A 22,637-nucleotide genomic window follows, 5' to 3' on the forward strand; every position below is an offset into this window, starting at 1 on the left:
ATATTTGTAAAGAATGAATTTGTTGAAAAAAAATATACTAGTCACAGGTGCGGATGGTTTCATAGGAAGTCATTTGGTAGAAAAATTAGTTGAAGATGGATGTAAGGTAAGGGCATTTGTTTACTATAATTCTTTTAGTTCCTGGGGTTGGCTAGATACTTTACCAAAACAGGTATTAGATCAAATTGAAATTTTTTCGGGCGATATTAGAGATCCCAATGGTGTGAGAACAGCTATGAAGAATATTGATGTTGTATTTCACTTGGCGGCTTTAATTGCAATACCCTTTAGCTATCATTCCCCTGATTCTTATATTGATACCAATATTAAAGGCACCTTAAATGTTATTCAAGCGGCAAAGGATTTGGGGACAGAACGTGTCTTGGTGACCTCTACGTCTGAAGTCTATGGGACTGCGCAATATGTTCCTATTGATGAAAGACATCCTAAGCAGCCGCAGTCTCCTTATTCTGCATCAAAAATTGGAGCTGATTGCATTGCAGAATCGTTTTTTAGGAGTTTTAATTTACCAGTAACTATAGTGAGACCTTTTAATACATATGGGCCAAGGCAGTCTGCTAGAGCTATAATTCCTACTATTATATCTCAGTTATTAAATGGCAGTAATGAAATTCAATTAGGAGATCTTCGTCCAACACGTGACCTTCTTTATGTAGCAGATACGGTGAGCGGATTTATAGAAATAGCTAAATCAGAGAAGACTATTGGAGAACATGTTAATATTGCTACAGAGTCCGAAATAAGGATGGATAAACTGGCTCAAGAGCTTATTGATATTATTAATCCTAAAGCTGTAATAGTAGCAGATGAACAACGTATTAGGCCTGAAAAAAGTGAGGTTTTTAGATTATTTGGATCTGCTCATAAAATTAAACAGTTGACTGATTGGAAACCTGAGTATGACATTAGAGTAGGTCTTAATAAAACAATAGAATGGTTTTCAAATGAAAATAATTTAAGGAATTATAAATCGGATATATATAATATCTAATGGGTAGGAATCTCATAGTCACTGTATACCATGATCAAATAGCTAACTATTTTGGTGAATTTTTGACATCCTTTTCATGTGACCCTTCTTCAGAATTTGAAGTCTTAATTTTTGACGATTCAGAAAGAGGAATTAACCTTGATCTACCGAAGTATAATTTAGATATACAGATTATTAAACTTCCCAGATTATCTCTATTAGAAAATAGATTATGGATTTTTAATTATTTAAAGGACAAGGATTGTGATTATATACACTTTTGTGACGGTGATGATACATTTGAGTTGAATTATTTAACTGATACGGTTCAGTGTTTAAAAAGAGTAAATATTGTAGTTCATGATTTTAATTTAATGAATGCTTCAGGTAGCTTAATTGAAAAAAACTGTTGGTCTAATAGACTAGGTGCTGAGTTCTTTTTCGATATGAATTTTATTGCAGATAAAAATATTGCTGGTCTTGGTAATACTTCAATTAATAAGAAGTTACTAAATCAATTATCTTTACAAAAAAGTGAATTAGTAACTATACCTGATTGGTTTATTTTTACGCAGATTTTGATAATTCTTGAAGAAAATGCTCTTTTCGTTAAACAGCCTACCTTTAATTACAGACAACATAACAATTTAGGAGATATTAAAAATGGCTCTTTTAGTAAATTAAGTAAAAGTATTAAACATGTAGTTAATCATTTTCAAGCGTTAACTCAAATTGGTATTCCTATAAAGAACGAATTAGAGTTAAGACTTTGTGATTTGTCGAATAACTTTACCGAAGAGTTATATAGTTTGTATGTTAATCAAAGACAAAAGAAACATTTTTTCTGGTGGGAAGAGGTGTTTTTAACCTTAAGTTATTATGAAAATAGAAATACAAGATAGATTTATTGAGAACTTTGGAAAGCCTTTTGTGATTGCAGAAATTGGATCTAATCATAATGGAGATATGCATCTGGCAAAAAGGCTTATCGAAAATGCAAAGCAATGTGGTGCTGATTGCGTGAAATTTCAATCATGGAGCAAGGATACCATTTTCTCAAGGAAGACTTATAATGATAATTACTTCATTGCGGATGATTACCGTAATAGAGAAGACCATACTTTAGAATCAATTGTAGAGGAATATAGCATATCTGCGTCAGAATTACTACAAATGAAAGAGTATGCCGATTCTGTGGGGATCGTTTGCACCAGTACACCGTTCTCTGTATCGGAAGTAGATTTTCTGGTGGATGATTTGAAAAGTCCTTTTATAAAAATCGCATCAATGGATCTTAATAATTATCCTTTTCTTGATTATATCGCACGAAAAGGTAAGCCAATTGTTCTATCTACTGGTCTTAGTGAGTTATATGAACTGGATAAAGCTATCAGAACTATTGAGGAGGCAGGTAATTATAATATTATAATTTTGCATTGCGTTTCAATTTACCCTCCTAAAGATGAGCAAGTAAACCTAAGACGAATTGAAACTTTACAAAAAACCTATCCTAATTATCCTATTGGTTTTTCTGATCATACACTCGGGTATGAAGTCCCTTTGGCATCCGTGGCATTGGGTTCTTGTATGATTGAAAAACATTTTACCTTAGATAAAAATATGGAAGGTTGGGATCATAAAGTTTCTGCTGATGAAAATGATTTAAAAGTGATAACTTCTGGTGCAGAGAAAATATGGAAGGCGTTGGGTACTAATAGAATATCTGTTCAGGAAGACCAAGAAAGAAAAGCTTCTTTTAGAAGAAGTATCGTGCTAAAACAGAACCTTAAGAAAGGGGAAGTAATTACTCGTAATATGGTTGATTTTAAAAGGCCCGGAGAAGGCATCTCACCAGAACATTTGGAATGGGTAGTAGGGCGAACGGCTAAGGTTGACATAAAAGAAGATTATCCTTTGTTAAAAGAATACTTAGTTTAGGATGAAAAAAACCGTAGCATGTATTATTGCTAGAACTGTTTCTAAAAGATTGCCTTTGAAGGTTCTAAGGAATATTACTCCCGATCATAGTATGCTTGATTTTTTGATTGATCGATTAAAATTAGTTGATCAGATTGATGATATATATATATGTACATCTACAGAAAATGTGGATGATATATTAGAGGATGTGGCAATCAAAAACGATATTAAAATATACCGTGGGAGTAGTTCCAATATATTAGAGCGAATGATATCTGTTGGCAGTAGCGAAAAAGCAGATTATCTAATAAGAATAACTGGTGATAATCCGTTAACATCATACGAATATATTGATCGGCAGATAGATCTGATCACGCAATATGAGTTAGATTATATCAGGTTGGTTGATGTGCCCATTGGTGCAACTGCCGAGGTGATGACTTTGGATTCATTGATTAAATGTTCTCAATTAATGAATCCAGAGTTTAGTGAATATCTTATGCTATATTTATTTGAACCTAAGAACTTTACTTGTGGCGTTCTTAAACCTTTTATTAATAATTATTCTGCCAGTTCTATAACTGTAGATACTCCAGATGATTTACTGAAAGTAAAAGGAATTCTTAATGCTGCTAAGGTAAAAGCAAAAGAACTTTCATTAAGCGAAATTGTAAATTACTTAGGTTTAATCGAGAATGGTCTACCGGAGAAATCCAAAGAAGATATACATATAAAACTTCCAGAAAATAAATCCATGTTGTTAAGTGATTTTATTAAGGATATGGATCGTAGAAAAGAGGAATCAGTAAATTTCACAATGCCTTGAAAAGTTACTTTTACATAGAGACTGCTTTCCACCATCAAGGAGATAAGGAATATCTTTTAGAATTAATTGATAAAGCTTGTGAAGTTGGGGTAGATGGGGTTAAACTTCAAGTTTTGACTAAGTCTTGTGAGTTCATTAGTACCAGACATAAGGATTTTGAATTGCTCTCCAACTTTTGTCTTACAGAAAAGGAGTGGTTAGAAATTTTTAGACACATAATATCAAAGGGCTTAGATATTATTCTTATGCCTCTAAATCATTCTACCTTTGATTTAATAGAAGATATTCCAATTAGATATATAGATATTCATTCAGTTTCTTTCAATGATCAGGTTTTGCTTAATAAAATCAAAGAAACAAAGATAGATGTGTTGCTAAGTATTGGAGGTCGTTTTTTTGATGAAGTTGAGAGATTAGCTTCATTTTTTGAGGAGCAACTAAAAGGTTTGTTGGTTGGTTTCCAAGGTTTTCCATCTAATCTTGAAGATGTTAAGTTGAGTCGCATACCTTATTTTAAAAATAAATATCCCGATTTAAATATTGGCTATGCTGACCATAGTAGGTATGATGAATTTAATGCGACCCAAAGTTTGATATATGCAAGACTTATGGGAGCAACAGTGTTTGAGAAACATGTGACATTGTCTGAGGGTGATTTATCAAGAGTTGATGCTGTGTCAGCAATTTCTTTCGAGAGGTTAAGTAGTGTTATTAAGGAAGTAAGGTATATAGAGGACATAGTTTTAAAGGATACTGAGATTCTGAAACATTCGGATGCTGAAAAAAAATACAGAGAGCGAGAATTGAAAGTTGTAGCTACAAGAAATTTATCTAAACAAGATAAAGTCTCTATTGATGATCTTGCATTAAAAATGATATCAGAGGATAGTGAATCATACAACACGATAGATGATCTAGTTGGAAAGAGTTTGACAAGAAATATTAAAAAAGACGAAGTTATTTTAATTGATGATATAATATGAATTGTCTAGTTCTAAATAGTGAAATTACACTTGAGGTGGCTATTAGAATGCTTGACGAGAATGGTAATGGTTTTTTACCAGTGACAGATTCAGAGAATGTGTTGCTAGGAGTTATAACTGATGGAGATTTAAGAAGAGGTATATTAAATAAGCAATCCTCTGTAGAATCCATTATGAACACTCATCCTATAACAATGCCTGCTGATACTCCATCAAGTGTAGTTCGAAAAAAACTTAGAGAAATTCATCGTAGGCAAATGCCTTTGATTGATAAGAAGGGGAAGCTTTTAGATGTAGTTGTACTAAATGACTTTGAGGTTTCTTCTAAGAATAATTGGGTGGTGATTATGGCTGGTGGACTTGGTAGTCGATTAGGAGATCTGACTAAGGACACACCTAAGCCCATGTTACCGCTTGCCGGTAAACCTATTTTACTTCATATAATAGAAAGTTTTATGGAGTATGGATTTAAAAAATTTGTTTTATGTGTAAACTACAAGGCTCATAAAATTGAAGAATATTTTGAAGATGGAAGTGAACTAGGTATTCAAATAAGATATACATACGAGGAAAAAAGAATGGGTACTGCAGGAGCCCTAAGTTTGCTTGAATCAAATATTGAAGGTGATTTCTTTGTAGTGAACGGAGATATTCTTACCACTCTTAATTTTGAGGATTTTCTAAATTTCCATACTCAAAATCATTCAATGGCAAGTATGTGTATTAAAAGGCATAGCTTCCAAGTGCCATTTGCTTGTGTTGGATACGATGAAGGAAAAAACTTAAAAAGTATATCTGAGAAACCTGAATACAATTTTCATATAAATGCAGGCTTGTATTTATTAAATCATTCTGTTTTGAAATTTATTCCTAACGATTCTTATTATGATATGCCGGAGTTGTTTGAGAAATTGGTGAGTGATAATGAGGTTGTTAAGGTGTTTAGTATGGAAGACTATTGGCTAGACGTGGGAAGACCGGATGATTACAAAAAGGGTAATAATGATTTTAATGTAAGTAAGTAATGAAAATCTTGATAGTATCTGATTCTTTAGCCTTACCCAGAGAACACCCCGAGTTATGCGAACACCATTATACTTGGCCATATTTATTGGGCCAAGAGCACGAAGTTTACCAATTATCTATGGGAGGGGCTACTATTTCAGAGATTGTAAGGCAATTGGAATACCATAAATTAGTAAAGGCAGACATAGTTATTGTTCAATCTGGAATAGTTGATTGTGCTCCTAGAGCCTTAAAAAGAATAGAATTAGAATTAATTAATAGGATACCATTAGTGTCCTCAAGAATTCAGAACTTAATAAAAAAATATAATTATGAGCTAAGGAAAAAAAGAAAGATCACTTACACATCTGTAAAGAACTATGGAGATAAGGTTCATAGAATATTTGATTTGTTTGAACGCTCCAGGGTTTTTTTCATTTCTATTCTTCCTGGTAGAGAAGGTTATGATGAAAAAGTTCCGGGTGTTGTTAAGAACATCAAGCTATATAACTCTATTCTTAATAAAGAATTAAACAAAAGCTCATTGATTGATATTTCTAACATGCCAAAGGAAGGTGTTATGAGTGACTATATTCACTTAAATAAAATAGGGCATAATTATATTTATGAATTGATAGTAGAAAAGATAAATGCTTAAAAAACTTTTCTCTCATACAGCGATTTATGGTTTGGCTCCTCAGGTAACGAAAGTTGCCTCTTTTTTTTCTTTGCCTTTTATTACCCGAGATTTGACAGGCGTGGATTATGGAGTTTCTGGTGTTTTAAATGCTTATACCGGTGCTATTAGTGTATTGGCAGCACTGGGTTTAAGAGTTGTGTTGGTCAACAGCTTTTTCAAATCGTCAGGCCACTTTAAGTGGGTGTGGAGGCAAATCTATGGTTTTTTGACATTGTGGAATTTTATCTATGCACTGATATTAAGTGCTATAATCTACTACATCATACCTAAGGAGGCTGAAGCTAATCGATGGTTGATTATAGCACTAAATGGAGCTCCACTAGTTTTTTTTGGCCAAACCTCAACTATTTGCACCACCTATTATCAATTGAATCAAAAGCCTTTACAAATTGCAATAAGAAGTGTTATTTTTGGAATTTTAACAATAGGACTTAATTTACTTTTCATTACAAAATATAAGATGGGTTATATGGGGTGGTTTTGGTCCTCATTTATTGTAGGCATATTATCTAATGTTTCATTTTATTATCCACTTAATTATATACTAAAAATTAAACCTATTTTTAACTATAAATGGCGTTTGATAAAAAATTCTTTAAGGGTTAGCCTACCTATGATTCCCCATTATTACTCTAGTTATTTGTTAGATAATTCAGATAAAATGGTGATGGATATGTTGGGTACTACCACTCAGCTAATAGGTAAGTATAATGTGGCTAATACTGTAGGAAGATTTACCAATTCACTAGGAACTGCGAGCGGATTAGCGGTTGGGCCTCTATTGAACAAATATTACAAAGAAAAGAATGATGAGGCAGCTAAATTGTTAATTTACGTACTTCAGATTGCCTTTTTTATAATAACATTTGGCCTTTGTCTATTTATGAAGGAAATTTTCTCTTTTTTAATTCGTAATGATGATTTGGCTCAAATGTATCCTCTCGGTATTTTGATAGTTATGGCTTATAACTACAGGCCAATGTATTTCGGAGCTAATTCGAAGCTAATGTTTTATGAAAAAACTAATGTACTATGGAAAGTTACATTTGGGGCGGGTATAATTAATGTTTTTCTAAATTTTGCCTTCATACCATGGTTTGGCTTTGAGGTTGCAGCGATGACGACTTGGATTTCTTATATGTTTATGGGGTATATTGGTTATTACTTTAAAGTTTATAAAAGTATCACTGAGGTCAAGTATAACCCTTTGAGATGGTTGGTTACGACTTTAATTTTAACTATTTGTGCCTACTACTGTGTAGAGTTGCCTGTAATAATTAAAGTAGTAATCGCGTCAGTAACAACATTAGTTGGAGTTATTTGGATTTTGAAGTTAAATAAGAGGTTAGATGGATTTTAGAGACCGACAAGATTTAATAATTAAAATTAATGAATTAGAAAAAGAGTTTCCTGTTCATACTTGGAAAATTTTAAACATAGATGTCTGGCCCTTAGTTAAATGCTTGATTTTTTTTGAAAACTTTAGGAAAATAGGTGATAATAATAACCTTAGTAAACCTGAGAAGTATAGAATTTTTGCTTTATTTTCAAGGTTTTTAAGGTATTTTAATGCTAAAGTGTTTTTGTTTTTCCTTCATCCAAAGGAAGTAAAGTACATTTTTTCTGGGGCACCTTCTCATCGTGTTTTATATAAGGATAAATGGTACAATAGATACTTTGATCCTATGATGGATTATTTAAAAGATAAATCTGTTAAATCTTACATTATTGAGTATAAAACGCTTTTACCTAATTTATATTCATCGAAAAGAATAATTGCTGCAAGCAGAATTCTTCCAGCCTTCCAAATAGACAATATTAATATTCAACAAGAGTTTGGGGATAGTCTTTGGGAGAACCATGATTTTCGTAAAAAGTTATTGAACCTCTATCCCTATTCTTCGGACAAGTTTCTACAAAATATTAAACAAAAGATTTCTGCTGTTTTAAAATGGAAAAAGTTATATACTTGGTTTTTCTCTAGGTCTAAACCTAAGTATGCTATTGGTCTTTGCTATTATAACAATGCTATGCATGGTATGATGTTAGCCGCTCGTTCAATGGGCATTTGTTGTGTTGACATGCAACATGGAACTCAAGGAGAATTACATGCTATGTATAATTTTGATAAATCGCCTGAAGGTGGTTATAATATACTCCCAACAGAATTTTGGACATGGGACAGAGGTTCAAAGAATGATTTAGATAAGTGGGGTAATAAAGAATATATCGTGAGGGTTGTAGGTAACCCTTGGCTAGAATTATTATCACCAGATGAAATGGAATTAGGTGTTAAAAAGAATTTGATCCTCTTAACTTTACAGCCTTTATCGAACCCTTTAGAAGATTATATTTTGTATGCTATTAAGGCCACTGTAAATTCATATGATTGGTATATAAGGATGCATCCGAGAATGTCAGATATCGATAGGAATATCCTTGAAGATAGGTTAAGAGAATTGTCAATTTTTGAAGATGTAAATATTAATGATGCATCTTCATTGCCACTTCCATTACTTTTAAGAAACGCCAGTTTGCATATATCTAAATACTCTGGATGTATAGCGGAAGCGGCCCTTATGAATGTGAAAAACCTTATTTTGGATGAAATAGGTGTTCGTTCGTATTCTGATTTCATGAAAAATGGTTTAGCTACAGCTTTTTTAGAAAAAGATGCACAAGGCCTTAAGTTGATGATTGATAAACATTGCAAAGGTAATTTAGTAGAAACTAACAGTTTTGAATTGAATAGTTATAGAAACATTTTAGATGATATTTGAGAAAATTTATAAAAGGATAATTAATAAAATAAAGTATAAGATATTAAGTGATCCTAATTTCAGTAATACTCTCAATTTATTTGGTAATTCGAAGATTCATAAATCTGTAAAATTGGTAAATTGTAATATCACAGGTAATGTATCGATAGGTGAAGGGTGTAAATTGATAAATGGAGTTAATATACTGAGTAATAGTGAGTTAAGTGTGGGTAGGTTTACAACCATCAATGGTCCTAACACTATGCTCAGGTGTGAATTTAATAAAATAATTATAGGTTCTTTTTGTAGCATAGCAAGAAATGTCGATTTTCAAGAGTATAATCATTATTTTGATCGGGTTTCTTCTTATTTCATTCATAAAAATATTATTAATGAAGGTCGAAAAGAGGATATATGGTCGAAAGGAGATATCGTAGTTGGCAATGATGTATGGATAGGTACACAATCCATAGTTTTAAGTGGGGTGAAAATTGGCAATGGATCAATAATAGCAGCTAATAGTACGGTGACAAAGGATGTGCCGCCATATGCCATTGTCGCGGGATCTCCGGCTAAGGTGATTAAATATCGTTTTAATGAAGATATCATTACCCAATTGGAGTTGTTAAGATGGTGGGATTGGGATCTTGATAGAATTAAGAAGAGCAGGGCTTTGTTTGAGTCAAAAGTCGATAGTATAGAATTTCTTAATAGATATTTATAACCTTATAATATATAGAAGTTTATAAAATAACATGGATTGTTTGTTTTCAATTATTTTACCTACTTATAACCGCTCTAATTATATTGAAAAGGCGGTTCTTAGCGTCATTAGTCAAACATTTCAATCATGGGAGTTACTAATTATAGATGATGGTAGTGATGATAATACTTCAAGTGTTGTTCAACCCTACCTCACTGATGGCAGGATAAAGTATATTTACAAGGAAAACGGAGGGGTTTCTTCAGCTAGAAATTTGGGGATTGAGCATTCTTCAGGAATTTATATTAGTTTATTAGATAGTGATGATAATTATTTTCCTGATTTTCTTCATCAGACTTATTTGAAGTATTCTTCAAGGCCTGACCTTGGATTTACATGGACAGGTGTACGGTTTGTTTCTGCACTAGAAAAATTTGATGAGGTATGGTCACCTAATTTTAGAAATAAAGAAGAGGCGTTGAAGTCTTTTGTGATTAAAAGAAGGATTGGTACAGGCTATGGAGTAACGATTCCTAAAAAGGTTTTTGAAAAGGTGGGGGTATTTGATGAAAAAATGAAAGCAGTAGTAGATACAGATCTTTTCATCAGAATATTGAGAGTTTATGAGGCACAAAACATCCCTGAGATTTTAGTTGAGATCCACCGACATTCAGAAGAAAAGTTGATGGTACCAAGTTTGAAAAGGCTTCATGGCTATGAAATTATTCTTGAAAAACATAAGGATATTATACCGGTTAGCTCCCAAGCTTTTTTTAATTTTAATGTTAAGATAATTGTCACATATCTACAGTTAAAGTATTTTCGAATGTCTTTAATGCATACAAAAAAGGTGATTTACAAATCAAGAAGACTTAAATTCTTATTTGTTTTTATTTATCATTTATTTAGAAACATAATATAGAGTTTGAAATAACATTATGAAGGTTGATTTTTTGATTTTAGGAGCTCAGAAAGCGGGTAGTACTTGGGTATATCGTAATTTAGATACACATCCTGATGTTTATTGTCCTTCAGAAGAGTTACATTTTTTCTCTAATGATGCGGAGTATAATAAAGGGTATTCTTATTACCATGAATTATTTGATCCTAAAGATTTCTCAAGGATCATAGGAGAAAAAACACCAGAATATATGAATGTTATATCTTCTTACAATCCTAAGGTAAGCCTTTCTACCCATTTACGTGTCTATAATTATAACCCGAATATGAAGTTTGTTATTGTATTAAGGGAGCCTATAGCGAGGTTGAAATCAGCAATGAATCATATGCTGAGAACTAGAAGAATGAGCCCTTTTGATAATGCATATGATATTATTTTTGGTTCAAAGAAGTATAAAGGGGAGGCATTTAGCTTAATAGAGAATGGGTTTTATTACCAGAATTTGAAGAAATATTTATCACAATTTGATCCAAATCAATTTTTAATATTGTTTTTTGAGACAGATATTACTTTACATTCTACAGAAACTTTGCAAAGACTTTGCTCTTTTTTAGAAATATCTTATTCATCTGATTATTTTCCAGACAAATCAGAAAAGAAAAATGAGTATAAAATGTCGAAACCTTCGTTAGTATTAAATCACTTTTTTCCTGCTTTACGTCAAGTTAATAATCGCTTAAATCATATTTTTAAGCCTTTTAAGCTTCAATTAGACAATAAGGTTATTATACAGCTTCAAGAGATTTATTCAGAAGAAAACGAAAATCTTAAAAAACTGGTAGGACCACTACCGAAAAATTGGAGATATTAATAGAGTGAAAATAATTTATTACACTACAGCTTATTACTCTACTCATGGAGGTAGCTTACATTCTCAAGCTTTTGTTAGAGAAGCCAGAAAGCATAAATGCGTAGACCGAATAATTGTTTTTCCTGAATATAAACGTTTCAATAATAAAATATCTGAAGGACTTGGAAGGAGTAAACTAAGATTATGGCTTCGTAAATTAGCACTGCTTCAGGTGTTTTTTTTTTATAGGAGAAATGATTTTCATTATACTAGATTAGTTGAATTTATTGAAGAGCAACAGCCTGATATTCTGCATATCAGAATTGATGCTAATTTTTTACAGATTAATAAAATTCGAGCAAGATATCCTGATTTGGTAATATCAACAGAGGTCAACTCCTCTTGTTTTGAAGAAGGTTTTAATAATATTGCATTTAAATCGTATTTCAAGAGATTAGAGAGAAATGCTCTATGCAAAGCTGATTTCAATTTTTTCGTTTCAGACTTTTTGAGATTAAACATTATGTCTCAAAAGGTAAAAGGGGTAAGAGACAAAGTAGTGCACAATGGTGTAGATGAGATATTTTATCGTCTAGGCGGTATGAACATAATAGAAGATAGTGATGATCTAATTCTTATATATATCGGCACTATTGACCATCACAAAAAAATTAAAGATTTAATTCAAGCATTTTATCTTCTGTGTGATATATATCCTCATATTAAATTACATGTTATTGGAGATGGCCCTGCTTTAGAGGAAACAAAAATCTTTTCAAAAACTTTATCCGTGGAGGATCGAATAGTATTCTTTGGGTGGGTTACTCATGATAAAATACCAAATGAGTTGGCTAAGGCTCATATTGCAATCCATCACTATGCTGAGAAATATATGAGCCCTTTGAAATTATTTGAATATATGAGCATGGAGTTGCCAGTTGTTGGACCAGATACTCCCTCTGTTTTGGAAGTTTTTAAAAATGAAGAACACCTTTTAGTGACGAATGGGGAAGTTAATGATATTGTTAAGAAGCTTCAAAAGCTTATTGAAAATAAAGCATTTTCTCGAGTTATAGCAAGAAATGGTCATCAGTTAGTCGTTGATAACTATACATGGGAACATAATTGTGATTTTATAATAAATAACTTAAATTATTTGCTAAAGAATAAATGATTTAAGTTATGAAAAAGTCAATTTTGCAACCCACATGGACTAAAAGCTCTAAGTCCGATCGCTTTAAGCAGTTAGAAGAGTTTTTTTATGATAAAGATGTTTTAGATATAGGTTGTGCAGTTGGTTATAAGAGGGGAGATTGGATGCATAAAGCAATTAAGGATAAGTCTAGAACTATATTTGGATTAGACTTGGATGTAAATGCAGTTCGAGAAATAAAGGAAAACGGTTATGATGTGGAATTCGGTGATGCCCAGAATTTTAGTTTGAGTAAACGTTTTAATTTAATTCATGCAGGAGAATTGCTAGAACATTTAAGTAATCCTTCAGGATTTTTGCAGGCAGTAAAGAGGCACCTAACTGTTGATGGTGTGTTATTATTAACAACGCCTAATGCTTTAAGAATATCGAATTTTGTTTATGCAGCTTCTGGTGGATTAAGAGTTAATGCAGAGCATACCTGTTGGTATTGTGAGTACACTCTGTCAACTTTACTTGAAAGGGAAGGGTTTAAAGTTAAACAGTTGGGCTACATAAAGCATACAACCATAAATGTATGGAGAAGAATGGCTCTTAAATTTAGAACTATGATTTTGCCAAAAAAAGTAGCTTTCAATACGCTTTTTGTGGTTGCCGAGATTAAATGAAAATCCTTCAAATTATACAAAAACCTCAACTCAGAGGAGCAGAAATATTTGCTTCCCAATTATCAGTAGAACTTGAAAAGTTAGGTCATGAAGTAGATGTCTTATATCTTTTTGATATGCCTGAAGTAGCTCTTGAATACCCACTGAATTACTTTGGGCTGAATGCTAATATCAATAAACGATTTACTGATTTTAAAGCGTACAAAAAGTTGGCTTCTCTTATTAGAGATGGAGGGTATGATATTGTACAAGCCAATGCTGGAGATACATTAAAATATGCTGCCTTATCAAGACTAATTCATGGTTGGAAGAATGCATTGGTATTTAGGAATGCCAATAAAATGGGAGCGTTTATAAAATCTCCTATTCATAAGAAGTTAAATCAATTTTTTTTAAAGCAAGTAGATCATTTTATATCTGTTTCAGAAAACTGTAGGCAGGATCTTATTCAGTTATATAATAATGCTGAGAAATGTTCAACAACTGTGACTATTGGCACATATACATTTGATGAAGTAGATACTATACCTTCCTATATTAATAATGTATGGATTAATGTAGGAAGCTTTGTGCCGGAAAAAAATCAAGAATTTCTTATTGAGATTTTTGCTGAGTATTTAAGGAAAAATGATGATACGCAGCTTTGGTTAGTGGGTGATGGTAAATTAAGGAAAAAGCTTGAGTCGAAAGTACTTGAATTGGACATTGTAAATGCTGTGAAATTTTTAGGATATAGGAAGGATGTTATTAGTTTAATTAAGGCCTCAACTATTATGGTCATGCCATCAAAGATAGAAGGTCTCCCAGGGGTTATTTTAGAGGCGTTGTCTTGTGGTAAGCCAGTCATAGCATCTAATGTAGGAGGAATTCCAGAAGTAATTGTGAATGCTGAAAATGGATATTGTATCCCTACTTATAATGTTGATGAGTATCTGTCAAAAATAGAGACTATACTTAGCGATGAAGACCTTTATAATACGATGTCAGTTAACGCAAAAAATCGAATAGATGACCATTTCCTTAATGAAGATATTGCCCATCAATTTGAGGACGTCTATAAGTTTGTTGCAAAATAAAAGCTTTTCGCTACAGTAACTAATCCCTATCTTCGAGCCATGAAAATCAAGGTGCTGCATGTTATTAAGTCTTTAGGCAGAGGCGGAGCTGAAATGCTTTTACCAGAGACTTTAGCTTTACATAATAAAAAACAATTCGAATTTCATTATATATATTTTCTTCCTTGGAAAGATCAAATGGTGGAGAGCATCGAGAAAGAAGGAGGAACGGTTACGTGCTTTAATGCTAGCAATAATATTAAGCTAATAGCAAAAAGGAGCGAATTGGTTCAATATGTGAAACAGAATGGAATTCAGCTTATCCATGCTCATTTGCCTTGGGCTGGTTTTCTTTCTAGGTTAGTAAATAAGCTTAATGGAATACCTGTTATTTATACTGAGCATAATAAGCAGGAGAGATATCACAAAATTACTTTTGCATTAAATAAAATCACCTTTCCTTGGCAAAATAAAGTTTTGGCAGTTTCTGGTGATGTGCATGAATCTATACTTAAAAATATAGGAGACAGAACTAAAATAGAGACTCTACTTAATGGAGTCAATACAGATAAGTTCAAGCGCTTACCTGTAGAAGTACAAAGGTCGTTTAAGCAAGAGCAAGGGATTCCGGAATCAGCGTTAGTAGTCGGAACTGTGGCTGTTTTTAGATTTCAAAAACGTTTGAAAGAATGGATGCAAGTTTTTAGTGATGCAGCAAAGTACAATCCTAATTTATACGGAGTTATAGTGGGAGATGGCCCTTTAAAAGATGAGCTTCTAGAGGAAAGAAGGAGATTGGGTTTAGAAAATAGAATCTTAATGCCAGGCCTCCAAATTAATACTCGTGATTGGTTTTCGATTATGGATATTTTTATGATGACATCTGTTTTTGAGGGGTTACCAATAGCATTGTTAGAAGCCATGAGTATGGAATGTGCAGTGTTGACTACTGATGCAGGTGGCATAAAAGAAGTAATTGAAGCCGATGAATCAGGAGTGATGGTAAGCGTTGATAATTGGAATCAATTATCAAATTCATTAAAAGACATTAATGAGTCGCAAATTGAAAAGTTGGGTAAAAATGCCAGGCAAAGAGTTGTTGATCGTTTCAGCCTGAATAATATGGTAAGTCGGTTAGAGCAAATTTATAAAGAAGAGTCTAATGGAAATTAGGAAGGCTACTAAAGAAGATATTGAAGAGGTTGTCAGTTTATTGAAATTAAGCCTTGGAGAATCTTTAATGCCGAAGTCAGTGGAGTATTGGACATGGAAGCATATAAATAATCCGTTTGGTGAGTCCCCAGTATTGCTTGCAATAGAAGGTGGAAAAATTATAGGTGTAAGAGCATTTATGAATTGGCAGTGGAAAAATGAAGAGAAGATCTATAAAGCAATTAGGGCGGTTGATACTGCCACTCATCCAGAACATCAAGGAAAAGGAATATTTAAAAAGTTAACTTTAGGCTTGCTAGATGATTGTAAGGAGCAGGGAGTAGATTTTGTTTTCAATACTCCGAATAACAAGAGCAAGCCGGGGTACTTGAAAATGGGCTGGGAGGCGGCGGGAAAATTACCTGTGAGACTAGGGTTTAAGAGGCCCATTAACATAGTCAAAAATAAATTGTTTGGAGGAGCTGAGACCGATTTTATTCCGGTTAAAGATAAAAAGTTTGATGTAGCTAAGTCGATAGATAAATGTGAGTTATCATTTTCTAAATCTTCTAAGGGCTGGAAAAGTAATTATTCGAAAGCATATTTATGTTGGAGATATGTGGATATACCATTGATTAAATATGGAGGCTTAGGCAGTGAAGAAGCATTAGTGATATTTCGGCTTAAACAAGGAGGTTTTGGAATTGAATTACGTATTTGTGAAGCTTTTGGCTCTTCAAAAGAGGTTGAAAGTATAATTCAAACGATATATAAAAAATGTAATTTCGACTATATATCAATAGATGCATTTAATTCTTATAAATTGCCTTCTCTTATCAAGAAGGTGTTAAGTAATGGCCCAGATGTTACTGTTAGGCCTTTAAATGCTGAAGTGACTGATTTTGTTCAATATAATCTATGGAGCCCAGTATTAGGTGACTTAGAAGTATTTTAGGAAAATAGCTAGAAGATTGCTTTACGGTATACTAATTATATTCATTTCATATTTTTTATCTCAACTGATAATCAATAAGGTGTTTCCTCCCGTTAGAGGAAATGAAAGAGATCGATTGATTTTAAATCGTTTATTCTTCTATCACCTTTTTTTGTCTTTTGTTTACTATTTGTATGCAGTTCTCAATCCCTCAGATTCCAACTATTATTATCAGAAGGTAATAAATTTTTTTAGAGGCCCAAATTGGTCAGATTTCTATGGTACAAGTACTACTTTTATAGAATGGACAGGTTATCCATTCATTCATTATTTAGGTTTCTCTTATGAAGCAATGATGGCTTTGTTTGCTTTTTTTGGTTGGATCGGGTTTATTTATTTTTATAAGTTTTTTAAAGAGCAAATTAATTTCCGAAATGAGATTTTAGGCTATGATTTACTAATCCTAATATTTTTGCTTCCAAACCTTCATTTTTGGTCAGGTTCTTTTGGTAAAGGGGCATTTATTTTTTTAGGAATAGCACTCATATTCCATGGTATGAGTAAGTTGAATGAGAGATTTCTGTATTTATTTCTGGGAGCCATTCTTACTTATCATATCAGGCCTCATATTATGTTCGTTATACTAATATCAGCAATAATAGGCTTTACGTTTAGCTCCAAGGGAATAGGATGGGGAGTGAAAATTTTGATGATAATGATTTCAGGAGCAGCCTTTGCTTTTATTTATCAGGATGTTTTAAGCATGGTAGGTATCGAAGAAGGGGAAGAACTCACACAAGGTCTTGATCTAACTCACCGGGCCACTGAGCTTCAAAAAGCTACGTCAGGAGTAGATATTACCAATTACAGTTTGCCTCTTCAGGTATTTACATTTTTATTTAGGCCTCTGTTTGTAGATGCTCCTGGGATGTTAGGAATTATTGTTTCGTTTGAAAATGTATTTTTGCTTTATATAACCATACTCTTTTTGTCCAGAGGGGGCCTAGGGTTTCTTATTAGAGGTGATTTTTTGGTGAAAACCGCTTTTCTAAGCTTTATTACCGTTTCTATAGCACTAGCTCAGATATCAGGTAATCTTGGTATCGCCATTAGGCAGAAGAGTCAGGTAATGATGCTTTTTCTTTTTGTGATCATTAAGCTCATGGATGAAAAGCAGATGAATGAGTATAAGAGGAAGTATGCTATACGGCAAAGGGAACAAATGATAAAAAAACAACAAGAGATTTTACAACAATGACCGGAGGTTGCTTAGTCATATCTTTAGATTTTGAATTGCACTGGGGAGGTTCTGAAAAATGGACCTTAAATGATTCTAAAAAGCAATATTTTGAGAATACAAGGAAATGTATCCCAACTCTACTTACCCTTTTTGAAAGCTCAGGAATAAGTGTGACGTGGGCCACAGTAGGTTTTCTCTTTTTTAAGGAGAAAAAGGAATTGTTAGCGAATCTACCTGAAGTGGAACCAACTTATAATGATAGTTCTATCTCAGCGTATAATTACCTGAAAAATAATTGGGTAGGTGATACAGAAGAAGAAGATCCATTTCATTTTGCTCACTCTCTTTTAGACTTGGTTAAAGCCACTAGAGGTCAAGAGATAAGTACCCATTCATTTTCTCATTATTATTGTAATGAAGATGGACAAACAGCCGAGCAGTTTTATTCAGATCTACAAGCGGCAAAAAGGGCGGCTCAAAAATTTGATGTTGTACCTAAGTCTTTAGTGTTTCCTCGAAACCAATATAATGCAGAGTATCTAAAAGCTTGCAATAGAGCTGGAATTGAAATAGTTAGAGTAAACCCTTTAGATTGGTGGTGGCAAATTGATAGTACTCAATCGGAGTCAAAATGGAAGAGATTAAATAGAGGAGCAGATGCTTATTTTTCAATAGGAGGTAAAACTTCATTCTCACTGAGTCAAATTAAAAAAGAGGAGGGAGTATGGTTATTACCCGCAAGTCGTTTATTGAGACCTTATAACCCTAAGGAGCTCTTTTTGAATGATTTAAAAATAAAGAAAATCAAAAAGGAGATGACCTTAGCAGCTAAAAATAATGAGGTCTATCACTTATGGTGGCATCCCCATAATTTTGGGAACTATACTCAAGAAAATATTAATGGACTAGTTGAAATTGTTAATCACTATCAGTTTTTGAATAAAGAGTATGGTATGAATAGCAAAAGTATGGGAGAAATGGCTACAATATTGAATAATCAACATGGCTAACAAGTTACTTAGAATTACTACAGTTCCTATTTCTCTTAACATTCTTCTTAAAGGTCAACTCAAGTTTATGAGAGAAAATGGCTTTGAAGTTATAACTACTAGTGCGGATGGAGTAGAAGTAGCAGAGGTAAGGGAAAGGGAAGGTGTAAGTCATATCATAATTCCGTTTACACGTGCAATTACGCCATTTCAAGACTTGAAATGTCTTCGTATGGTGGTTAAAGTTATTAAAGAAGAGAAACCGGATATTGTACATAGTCATACTCCTAAGGCAGGGTTGTTAGGCATGATGGCCGCAAAAATAGCAGGAGTCAAGCACCGATTACATACTGTTGCAGGTTTGCCGTTAATGGAAGCTACTGGTGGTAAAAGAAGTATTTTGAAATTCACTGAAGCAATTACTTATGCATGTGCTTCGAAGGTTTATCCTAATTCATTTAAGCTTCAGGAATATATTTTGAATAACCTGTCTATAAATAAGGATAAGTTAAAAGTAATAGGGAAGGGTAGTACCAATGGAATTGATTTAAACGTCTTTAATAAGTCTTCGGAAATTATTGATAAAGGAGAATGGTGGAAGAGTGAACTAAATATTCCAAATGAAGCCTTTGTTTATTTATTTATAGGAAGAATTGTTGGAGATAAAGGAATAAATGAATTGGTTAAGGCATTTATACAATTAAATGATAAATCATCTTATCTTGTGTTGGTGGGGCCTTTCGAAGAGCTGGATCCGCTATCGAAAGAAACCATGGATGCTATTGCCAACAATAAAAATATTATTGCTCCCGGTTTTCAATCGGACGTAAGACCATTTTTGGCATTTACAGATGTTTTTGTTTTTCCTAGTTATAGGGAAGGATTCCCCAATGTGGTTTTGCAAGCCTCTGCTATGGGAGTGCCAACAATTGCTTCTGATATTAATGGGTGTAATGAGATAATAAATCATGAAGAATCAGGATTACTCATACCTACAAAGCAAGTGCCTCCATTATATAAGGCAATGCAATTACTTAGAGATGATGAAAAGAAAAGAACTGAAATGGCGGGAGTTGCCTTAAAAAATGTTCATGAAAATTATGATCAGCAATTTGTTTGGAGCTGTTTAATTAAAGAGTATAAAGAACTACTTCATGTATAAGCAATTCTTAAAACCATTAGTTGATCGGCTCGTAGCTTTAATAGCATTTATTTGTTTGTTTCCTGTCTTCGCGATAGTGACGCTGCTTTTAATTGTGGCGAATAAAGGAAAAGCTTTTTTTACGCAAGTAAGACCAGGTTATAAAAATCGGATTTTTAAAGTCATCAAGTTCAAAACTATGACTGATGAACGAGATGCAGATGGTAACTTGCTGCCCGATAAAGATCGTCTTACCGCTGTGGGCAGTTTTGTAAGGAAAACCTCATTAGATGAAATTCCTCAGCTTATCAACGTGATTAAAGGTGATATGTCATTTGTCGGTCCTCGTCCATTATTGGTGGAGTATCTTGAGTTATATGATGAGGTTCAAATCAGACGACATGATGTAAAACCAGGTATTACTGGTTGGGCACAAGTGAACGGGCGCAATGCCATAAGTTGGCAACAGAAATTTACGTATGATGTATGGTATGTAGAGCATCAATCGTTTTGGTTAGATATAAAAATCTTATTTTTGACTGTCTTTAAGGTCTTTAAAGCAGAGGGTATTTCTGCTGAAGGACAAGTGACAATCGAAAAATTTAAAGGTAATAATTGATGTTTTTATTTGGTGCCAGTGGCCATGCTAAGGTCATATTAGACATCCTTAAGCTAACTAATGAACCTGTTACAGGTTTTTATGATGATGATCCCAATAAGAAGGAACTCTGGGGGATTCCTGTATTGGGACATACCGATGACTTTAAGCCCAATTCAGGCGATAGCATCATTACTATTGGAGATAACAACATTAGGAAGAAAGTAACACAACAGATATCGTCTTCATATGGCAAGGCAGTGCATCCTACTGCTGTGATTGCTGAAAAAGTAGCACTGGGACAGGGCACAGTGGTCATGGCTAATGTAACAGTGAACCCTGATACACAAATAGGAAACCATGTTATTCTTAATACTTCCTCCTCAGTAGATCACGATTGTATAATCGAAGATTTTGTTCATATAGCTCCTAACGCAACTCTGTGTGGCGGTATAAAAATAGGAGAGGGGACACTAGTTGGTAGTGGATCAGTAGTCATACCTAATGTTACTATTGGTAAATGGGTAACTGTAGGTGCAGGATGCGTAGTGACTAAAGATATACCTGATTATGCTGTGGTGGTTGGTAACCCTGGTAAGGTCATAAAATATAATCGATAATATGAAGCCTATAGCTATATATGGTGCCGGAGGTTTAGGGCGAGAGGTATTCACTATTATTAATGCCATTAATGAAGTAAAACCAACATGGGATTTTATCGGTTTTTTTGATGATGTGTTGGAAGGTGCTAATATACTAGGAGATATAAATTCATTAAATGGTTTTAATGATCCGTTTCATTTGGTCGTAGCTCTGGGAGACTCTTTACTTAAAAAGGAGCTTGTTAAACAGATTGTAAATGATAAGGTACAATATGCTACATTGATTCATCCAAGGGCAACAATCTCCAGTGAAACTATAAGTATCGATGAAGGTACTATTATATGTGCCGGAGCTGTGCTAACGGTTGATGTTGAAGTAGGGAAACATGTATTAATTAATTTGAACGCTACAATTGGGCATGATTGTAAAATTAGGGATTATTCGTCTATTATGCCCGGGGTCAATTTGGCAGGAGGGGTTGTGTTAAATGAGTCCGTATTGGTAGGTTCTGGAGCAAATATACTCAATGGCATTGTTGTAGGAAATAACGTTAAGGTAGGTTCAGGAGCTGTTGTTACCAAAGATGTTAAAGACGGTAAAACGGTTGTAGGAGTTCCGGCTAAACCAATTAGTAGATGAATTTTCAGGATTTTAAACCATCAATAATATTTATAGCTAAGTTTTTACTTAGCTATATCATACTTAATTTATTATATGGCTATTATGTAAGTAGTTATTCTCCAAGCCCTGATAAAATCACATATTTTGTTTCTCATAATGTTAGTAGTGTATTAAATCTTTTGGGCGAACCTACTCAATTGAAGCCGTATGTGGAGAAACCTGCTATCAGGGTAGGAGTAAAAGGTCAGCGAGGTCTTGAAATATATGAAGGCTGTAATGGAGTGAATGTGATGATAGTATTTTTCGTATTTGCATTTGGTTACGGTAAGTTACGAAAAGCGTTGATGTGGTATATCCCTACAGGTTTGATATTAATTTATATATGCAATTTGCTTAGAGTATTATTTTTATATTATATAAGCAGAAATTTGCCTCATCTCATGTATTTTTCTCATAAATTTATATTCACAGGATGCATATACTTGATTGTATTTCTTTTGTGGTTTTGGTGGGTGAAGTATCTTTACCCTGCTAAAGAATAAATCATGCTGAATGGAGGCTTATCTATTAAACAAGTTGGAATAGTATTACCTAGTATTTTAGGAGTACTGTTAGTCTATGTTTTGCAAAAGCATATACACTTTTTTTTTCAGGGTATATTTTCCTCTAGTTATATAGCCTTTATCGTTAGTAGATTATTTAGATTCGTTTTGAATGATTTGCTAATGATCGCTTTGATATATGGTATTTTTTTAAAAAAGGACTACGTTAAATTCGCTTTCTTTGTGCAAATAGCTGGTATAATATTTTTACTGATGCCTTATTTTATTATTAAATTTTACACT

24 protein-coding genes are annotated in these 22,637 nt (G+C 33.3%); all 24 read left to right on the forward strand.

From position 1 onward, the window contains the following. The first annotated feature begins 13 nt into the window (after positions 1-13). The 24 genes from ACXACQ_RS14380 (at position 14) to xrtF (ending at position 22,334) form a co-directional block, all read left to right on the forward strand. Positions 14-1,012, forward strand: coding sequence for an NAD-dependent 4,6-dehydratase LegB (locus tag ACXACQ_RS14380; protein ID WP_474976651.1), 999 nt, complete (start codon positions 14-16; stop codon positions 1,010-1,012). Next, entirely contained in the window at positions 1,012-1,893 is an 882-nt protein-coding gene (locus tag ACXACQ_RS14385; protein ID WP_474976652.1) for a glycosyltransferase family protein, read from the forward strand. The genes ACXACQ_RS14380 and ACXACQ_RS14385 overlap by 1 nt, the downstream gene beginning before the upstream one ends. Next, complete coding sequence (locus ACXACQ_RS14390) at positions 1,871-2,929, forward strand: N-acetylneuraminate synthase family protein (RefSeq protein ID WP_474976653.1); 1,059 nt, start codon at positions 1,871-1,873, stop codon at positions 2,927-2,929. Before ACXACQ_RS14385 ends, ACXACQ_RS14390 begins: the two co-directional genes overlap by 23 nt. A gap of 1 nt (position 2,930) precedes the next feature. Then, on the forward strand, positions 2,931-3,737 hold the full coding sequence (locus ACXACQ_RS14395; RefSeq protein WP_474976654.1) for a cytidylyltransferase domain-containing protein: 807 nt from the start codon (positions 2,931-2,933) through the stop codon (positions 3,735-3,737). After that, positions 3,734-4,720, forward strand: a complete 987-nt coding sequence (locus ACXACQ_RS14400; protein ID WP_474976655.1) for an N-acetylneuraminate synthase family protein — start codon at positions 3,734-3,736, stop codon at positions 4,718-4,720. The genes ACXACQ_RS14395 and ACXACQ_RS14400 overlap by 4 nt, the downstream gene beginning before the upstream one ends. Further along, positions 4,717-5,745, forward strand: a complete 1,029-nt coding sequence (locus tag ACXACQ_RS14405; protein WP_474976656.1) for a nucleotidyltransferase family protein — start codon at positions 4,717-4,719, stop codon at positions 5,743-5,745. The genes ACXACQ_RS14400 and ACXACQ_RS14405 overlap by 4 nt, the downstream gene beginning before the upstream one ends. Beyond that, on the forward strand, positions 5,745-6,383 hold the full coding sequence (locus tag ACXACQ_RS14410) for an SGNH/GDSL hydrolase family protein (RefSeq protein ID WP_474976657.1): 639 nt from the start codon (positions 5,745-5,747) through the stop codon (positions 6,381-6,383). The genes ACXACQ_RS14405 and ACXACQ_RS14410 overlap by 1 nt, the downstream gene beginning before the upstream one ends. After that, entirely contained in the window at positions 6,376-7,785 is a 1,410-nt protein-coding gene (locus tag ACXACQ_RS14415; RefSeq protein ID WP_474976658.1) for a lipopolysaccharide biosynthesis protein, read from the forward strand. The genes ACXACQ_RS14410 and ACXACQ_RS14415 overlap by 8 nt, the downstream gene beginning before the upstream one ends. Beyond that, entirely contained in the window at positions 7,775-9,205 is a 1,431-nt protein-coding gene (locus ACXACQ_RS14420; protein WP_474976659.1) for a hypothetical protein, read from the forward strand. The genes ACXACQ_RS14415 and ACXACQ_RS14420 overlap by 11 nt, the downstream gene beginning before the upstream one ends. Beyond that, positions 9,195-9,908, forward strand: a complete 714-nt coding sequence (locus ACXACQ_RS14425; RefSeq protein WP_474976660.1) for a CatB-related O-acetyltransferase — start codon at positions 9,195-9,197, stop codon at positions 9,906-9,908. Before ACXACQ_RS14420 ends, ACXACQ_RS14425 begins: the two co-directional genes overlap by 11 nt. A gap of 31 nt (positions 9,909-9,939) precedes the next feature. Continuing rightward, on the forward strand, positions 9,940-10,809 hold the full coding sequence (locus ACXACQ_RS14430) for a glycosyltransferase family 2 protein (RefSeq protein ID WP_474976661.1): 870 nt from the start codon (positions 9,940-9,942) through the stop codon (positions 10,807-10,809). A 16-nt stretch (positions 10,810-10,825) separates the two neighbouring features. Then, on the forward strand, positions 10,826-11,659 hold the full coding sequence (locus ACXACQ_RS14435) for a sulfotransferase family protein (protein ID WP_474976662.1): 834 nt from the start codon (positions 10,826-10,828) through the stop codon (positions 11,657-11,659). 4 nt (positions 11,660-11,663) lie between these two features. Beyond that, complete coding sequence (locus ACXACQ_RS14440; RefSeq protein WP_474976663.1) at positions 11,664-12,812, forward strand: glycosyltransferase family 4 protein; 1,149 nt, start codon at positions 11,664-11,666, stop codon at positions 12,810-12,812. A gap of 8 nt (positions 12,813-12,820) precedes the next feature. Beyond that, entirely contained in the window at positions 12,821-13,459 is a 639-nt protein-coding gene (locus tag ACXACQ_RS14445) for a class I SAM-dependent methyltransferase (RefSeq protein WP_474976664.1), read from the forward strand. Further along, positions 13,456-14,535: a glycosyltransferase family 4 protein gene (locus ACXACQ_RS14450; RefSeq protein WP_474976665.1), complete on the forward strand. Its 1,080-nt coding sequence runs from the start codon at positions 13,456-13,458 to the stop codon at positions 14,533-14,535. Before ACXACQ_RS14445 ends, ACXACQ_RS14450 begins: the two co-directional genes overlap by 4 nt. A 39-nt stretch (positions 14,536-14,574) precedes the next feature. Further along, positions 14,575-15,687 (forward strand): glycosyltransferase, encoded by a 1,113-nt coding sequence (locus ACXACQ_RS14455; RefSeq protein ID WP_474976666.1) that lies wholly within the window; start codon positions 14,575-14,577, stop codon positions 15,685-15,687. After that, positions 15,677-16,621 carry a GNAT family N-acetyltransferase gene (locus ACXACQ_RS14460; RefSeq protein ID WP_474976667.1) on the forward strand — a complete coding sequence of 315 codons (945 nt, stop codon included), beginning with the start codon at positions 15,677-15,679 and terminating at the stop codon, positions 16,619-16,621. The genes ACXACQ_RS14455 and ACXACQ_RS14460 overlap by 11 nt, the downstream gene beginning before the upstream one ends. A gap of 151 nt (positions 16,622-16,772) precedes the next feature. Further along, the gene (locus ACXACQ_RS14465) at positions 16,773-17,858 is read left to right on the forward strand and encodes a hypothetical protein (RefSeq protein WP_474976668.1); all 1,086 of its coding nucleotides are present in this window, start codon (positions 16,773-16,775) and stop codon (positions 17,856-17,858) included. After that, positions 17,855-18,850 (forward strand): polysaccharide deacetylase family protein, encoded by a 996-nt coding sequence (locus tag ACXACQ_RS14470; protein ID WP_474976669.1) that lies wholly within the window; start codon positions 17,855-17,857, stop codon positions 18,848-18,850. The genes ACXACQ_RS14465 and ACXACQ_RS14470 overlap by 4 nt, the downstream gene beginning before the upstream one ends. Next, entirely contained in the window at positions 18,843-19,991 is a 1,149-nt protein-coding gene (locus ACXACQ_RS14475) for a glycosyltransferase family 4 protein (protein WP_474976670.1), read from the forward strand. The genes ACXACQ_RS14470 and ACXACQ_RS14475 overlap by 8 nt, the downstream gene beginning before the upstream one ends. Next, the gene (locus tag ACXACQ_RS14480; protein ID WP_474976671.1) at positions 19,984-20,589 is read left to right on the forward strand and encodes a sugar transferase; all 606 of its coding nucleotides are present in this window, start codon (positions 19,984-19,986) and stop codon (positions 20,587-20,589) included. The genes ACXACQ_RS14475 and ACXACQ_RS14480 overlap by 8 nt, the downstream gene beginning before the upstream one ends. After that, positions 20,589-21,188: an acetyltransferase gene (locus tag ACXACQ_RS14485; protein ID WP_474978482.1), complete on the forward strand. Its 600-nt coding sequence runs from the start codon at positions 20,589-20,591 to the stop codon at positions 21,186-21,188. Before ACXACQ_RS14480 ends, ACXACQ_RS14485 begins: the two co-directional genes overlap by 1 nt. Before the next feature lies 1 nt (position 21,189). Continuing rightward, on the forward strand, positions 21,190-21,810 hold the full coding sequence (locus ACXACQ_RS14490; RefSeq protein ID WP_474976672.1) for an acetyltransferase: 621 nt from the start codon (positions 21,190-21,192) through the stop codon (positions 21,808-21,810). Then, a complete protein-coding gene (gene xrtF / locus ACXACQ_RS14495; RefSeq protein WP_474976673.1) occupies positions 21,807-22,334 on the forward strand; it encodes an exosortase family protein XrtF in 528 nt (175 codons plus the stop codon). Before ACXACQ_RS14490 ends, xrtF begins: the two co-directional genes overlap by 4 nt. Positions 22,335-22,637 lie beyond the last annotated feature (303 nt).

This window comes from Fulvivirga sp. AWR4_260 (assembly GCF_056158185.1).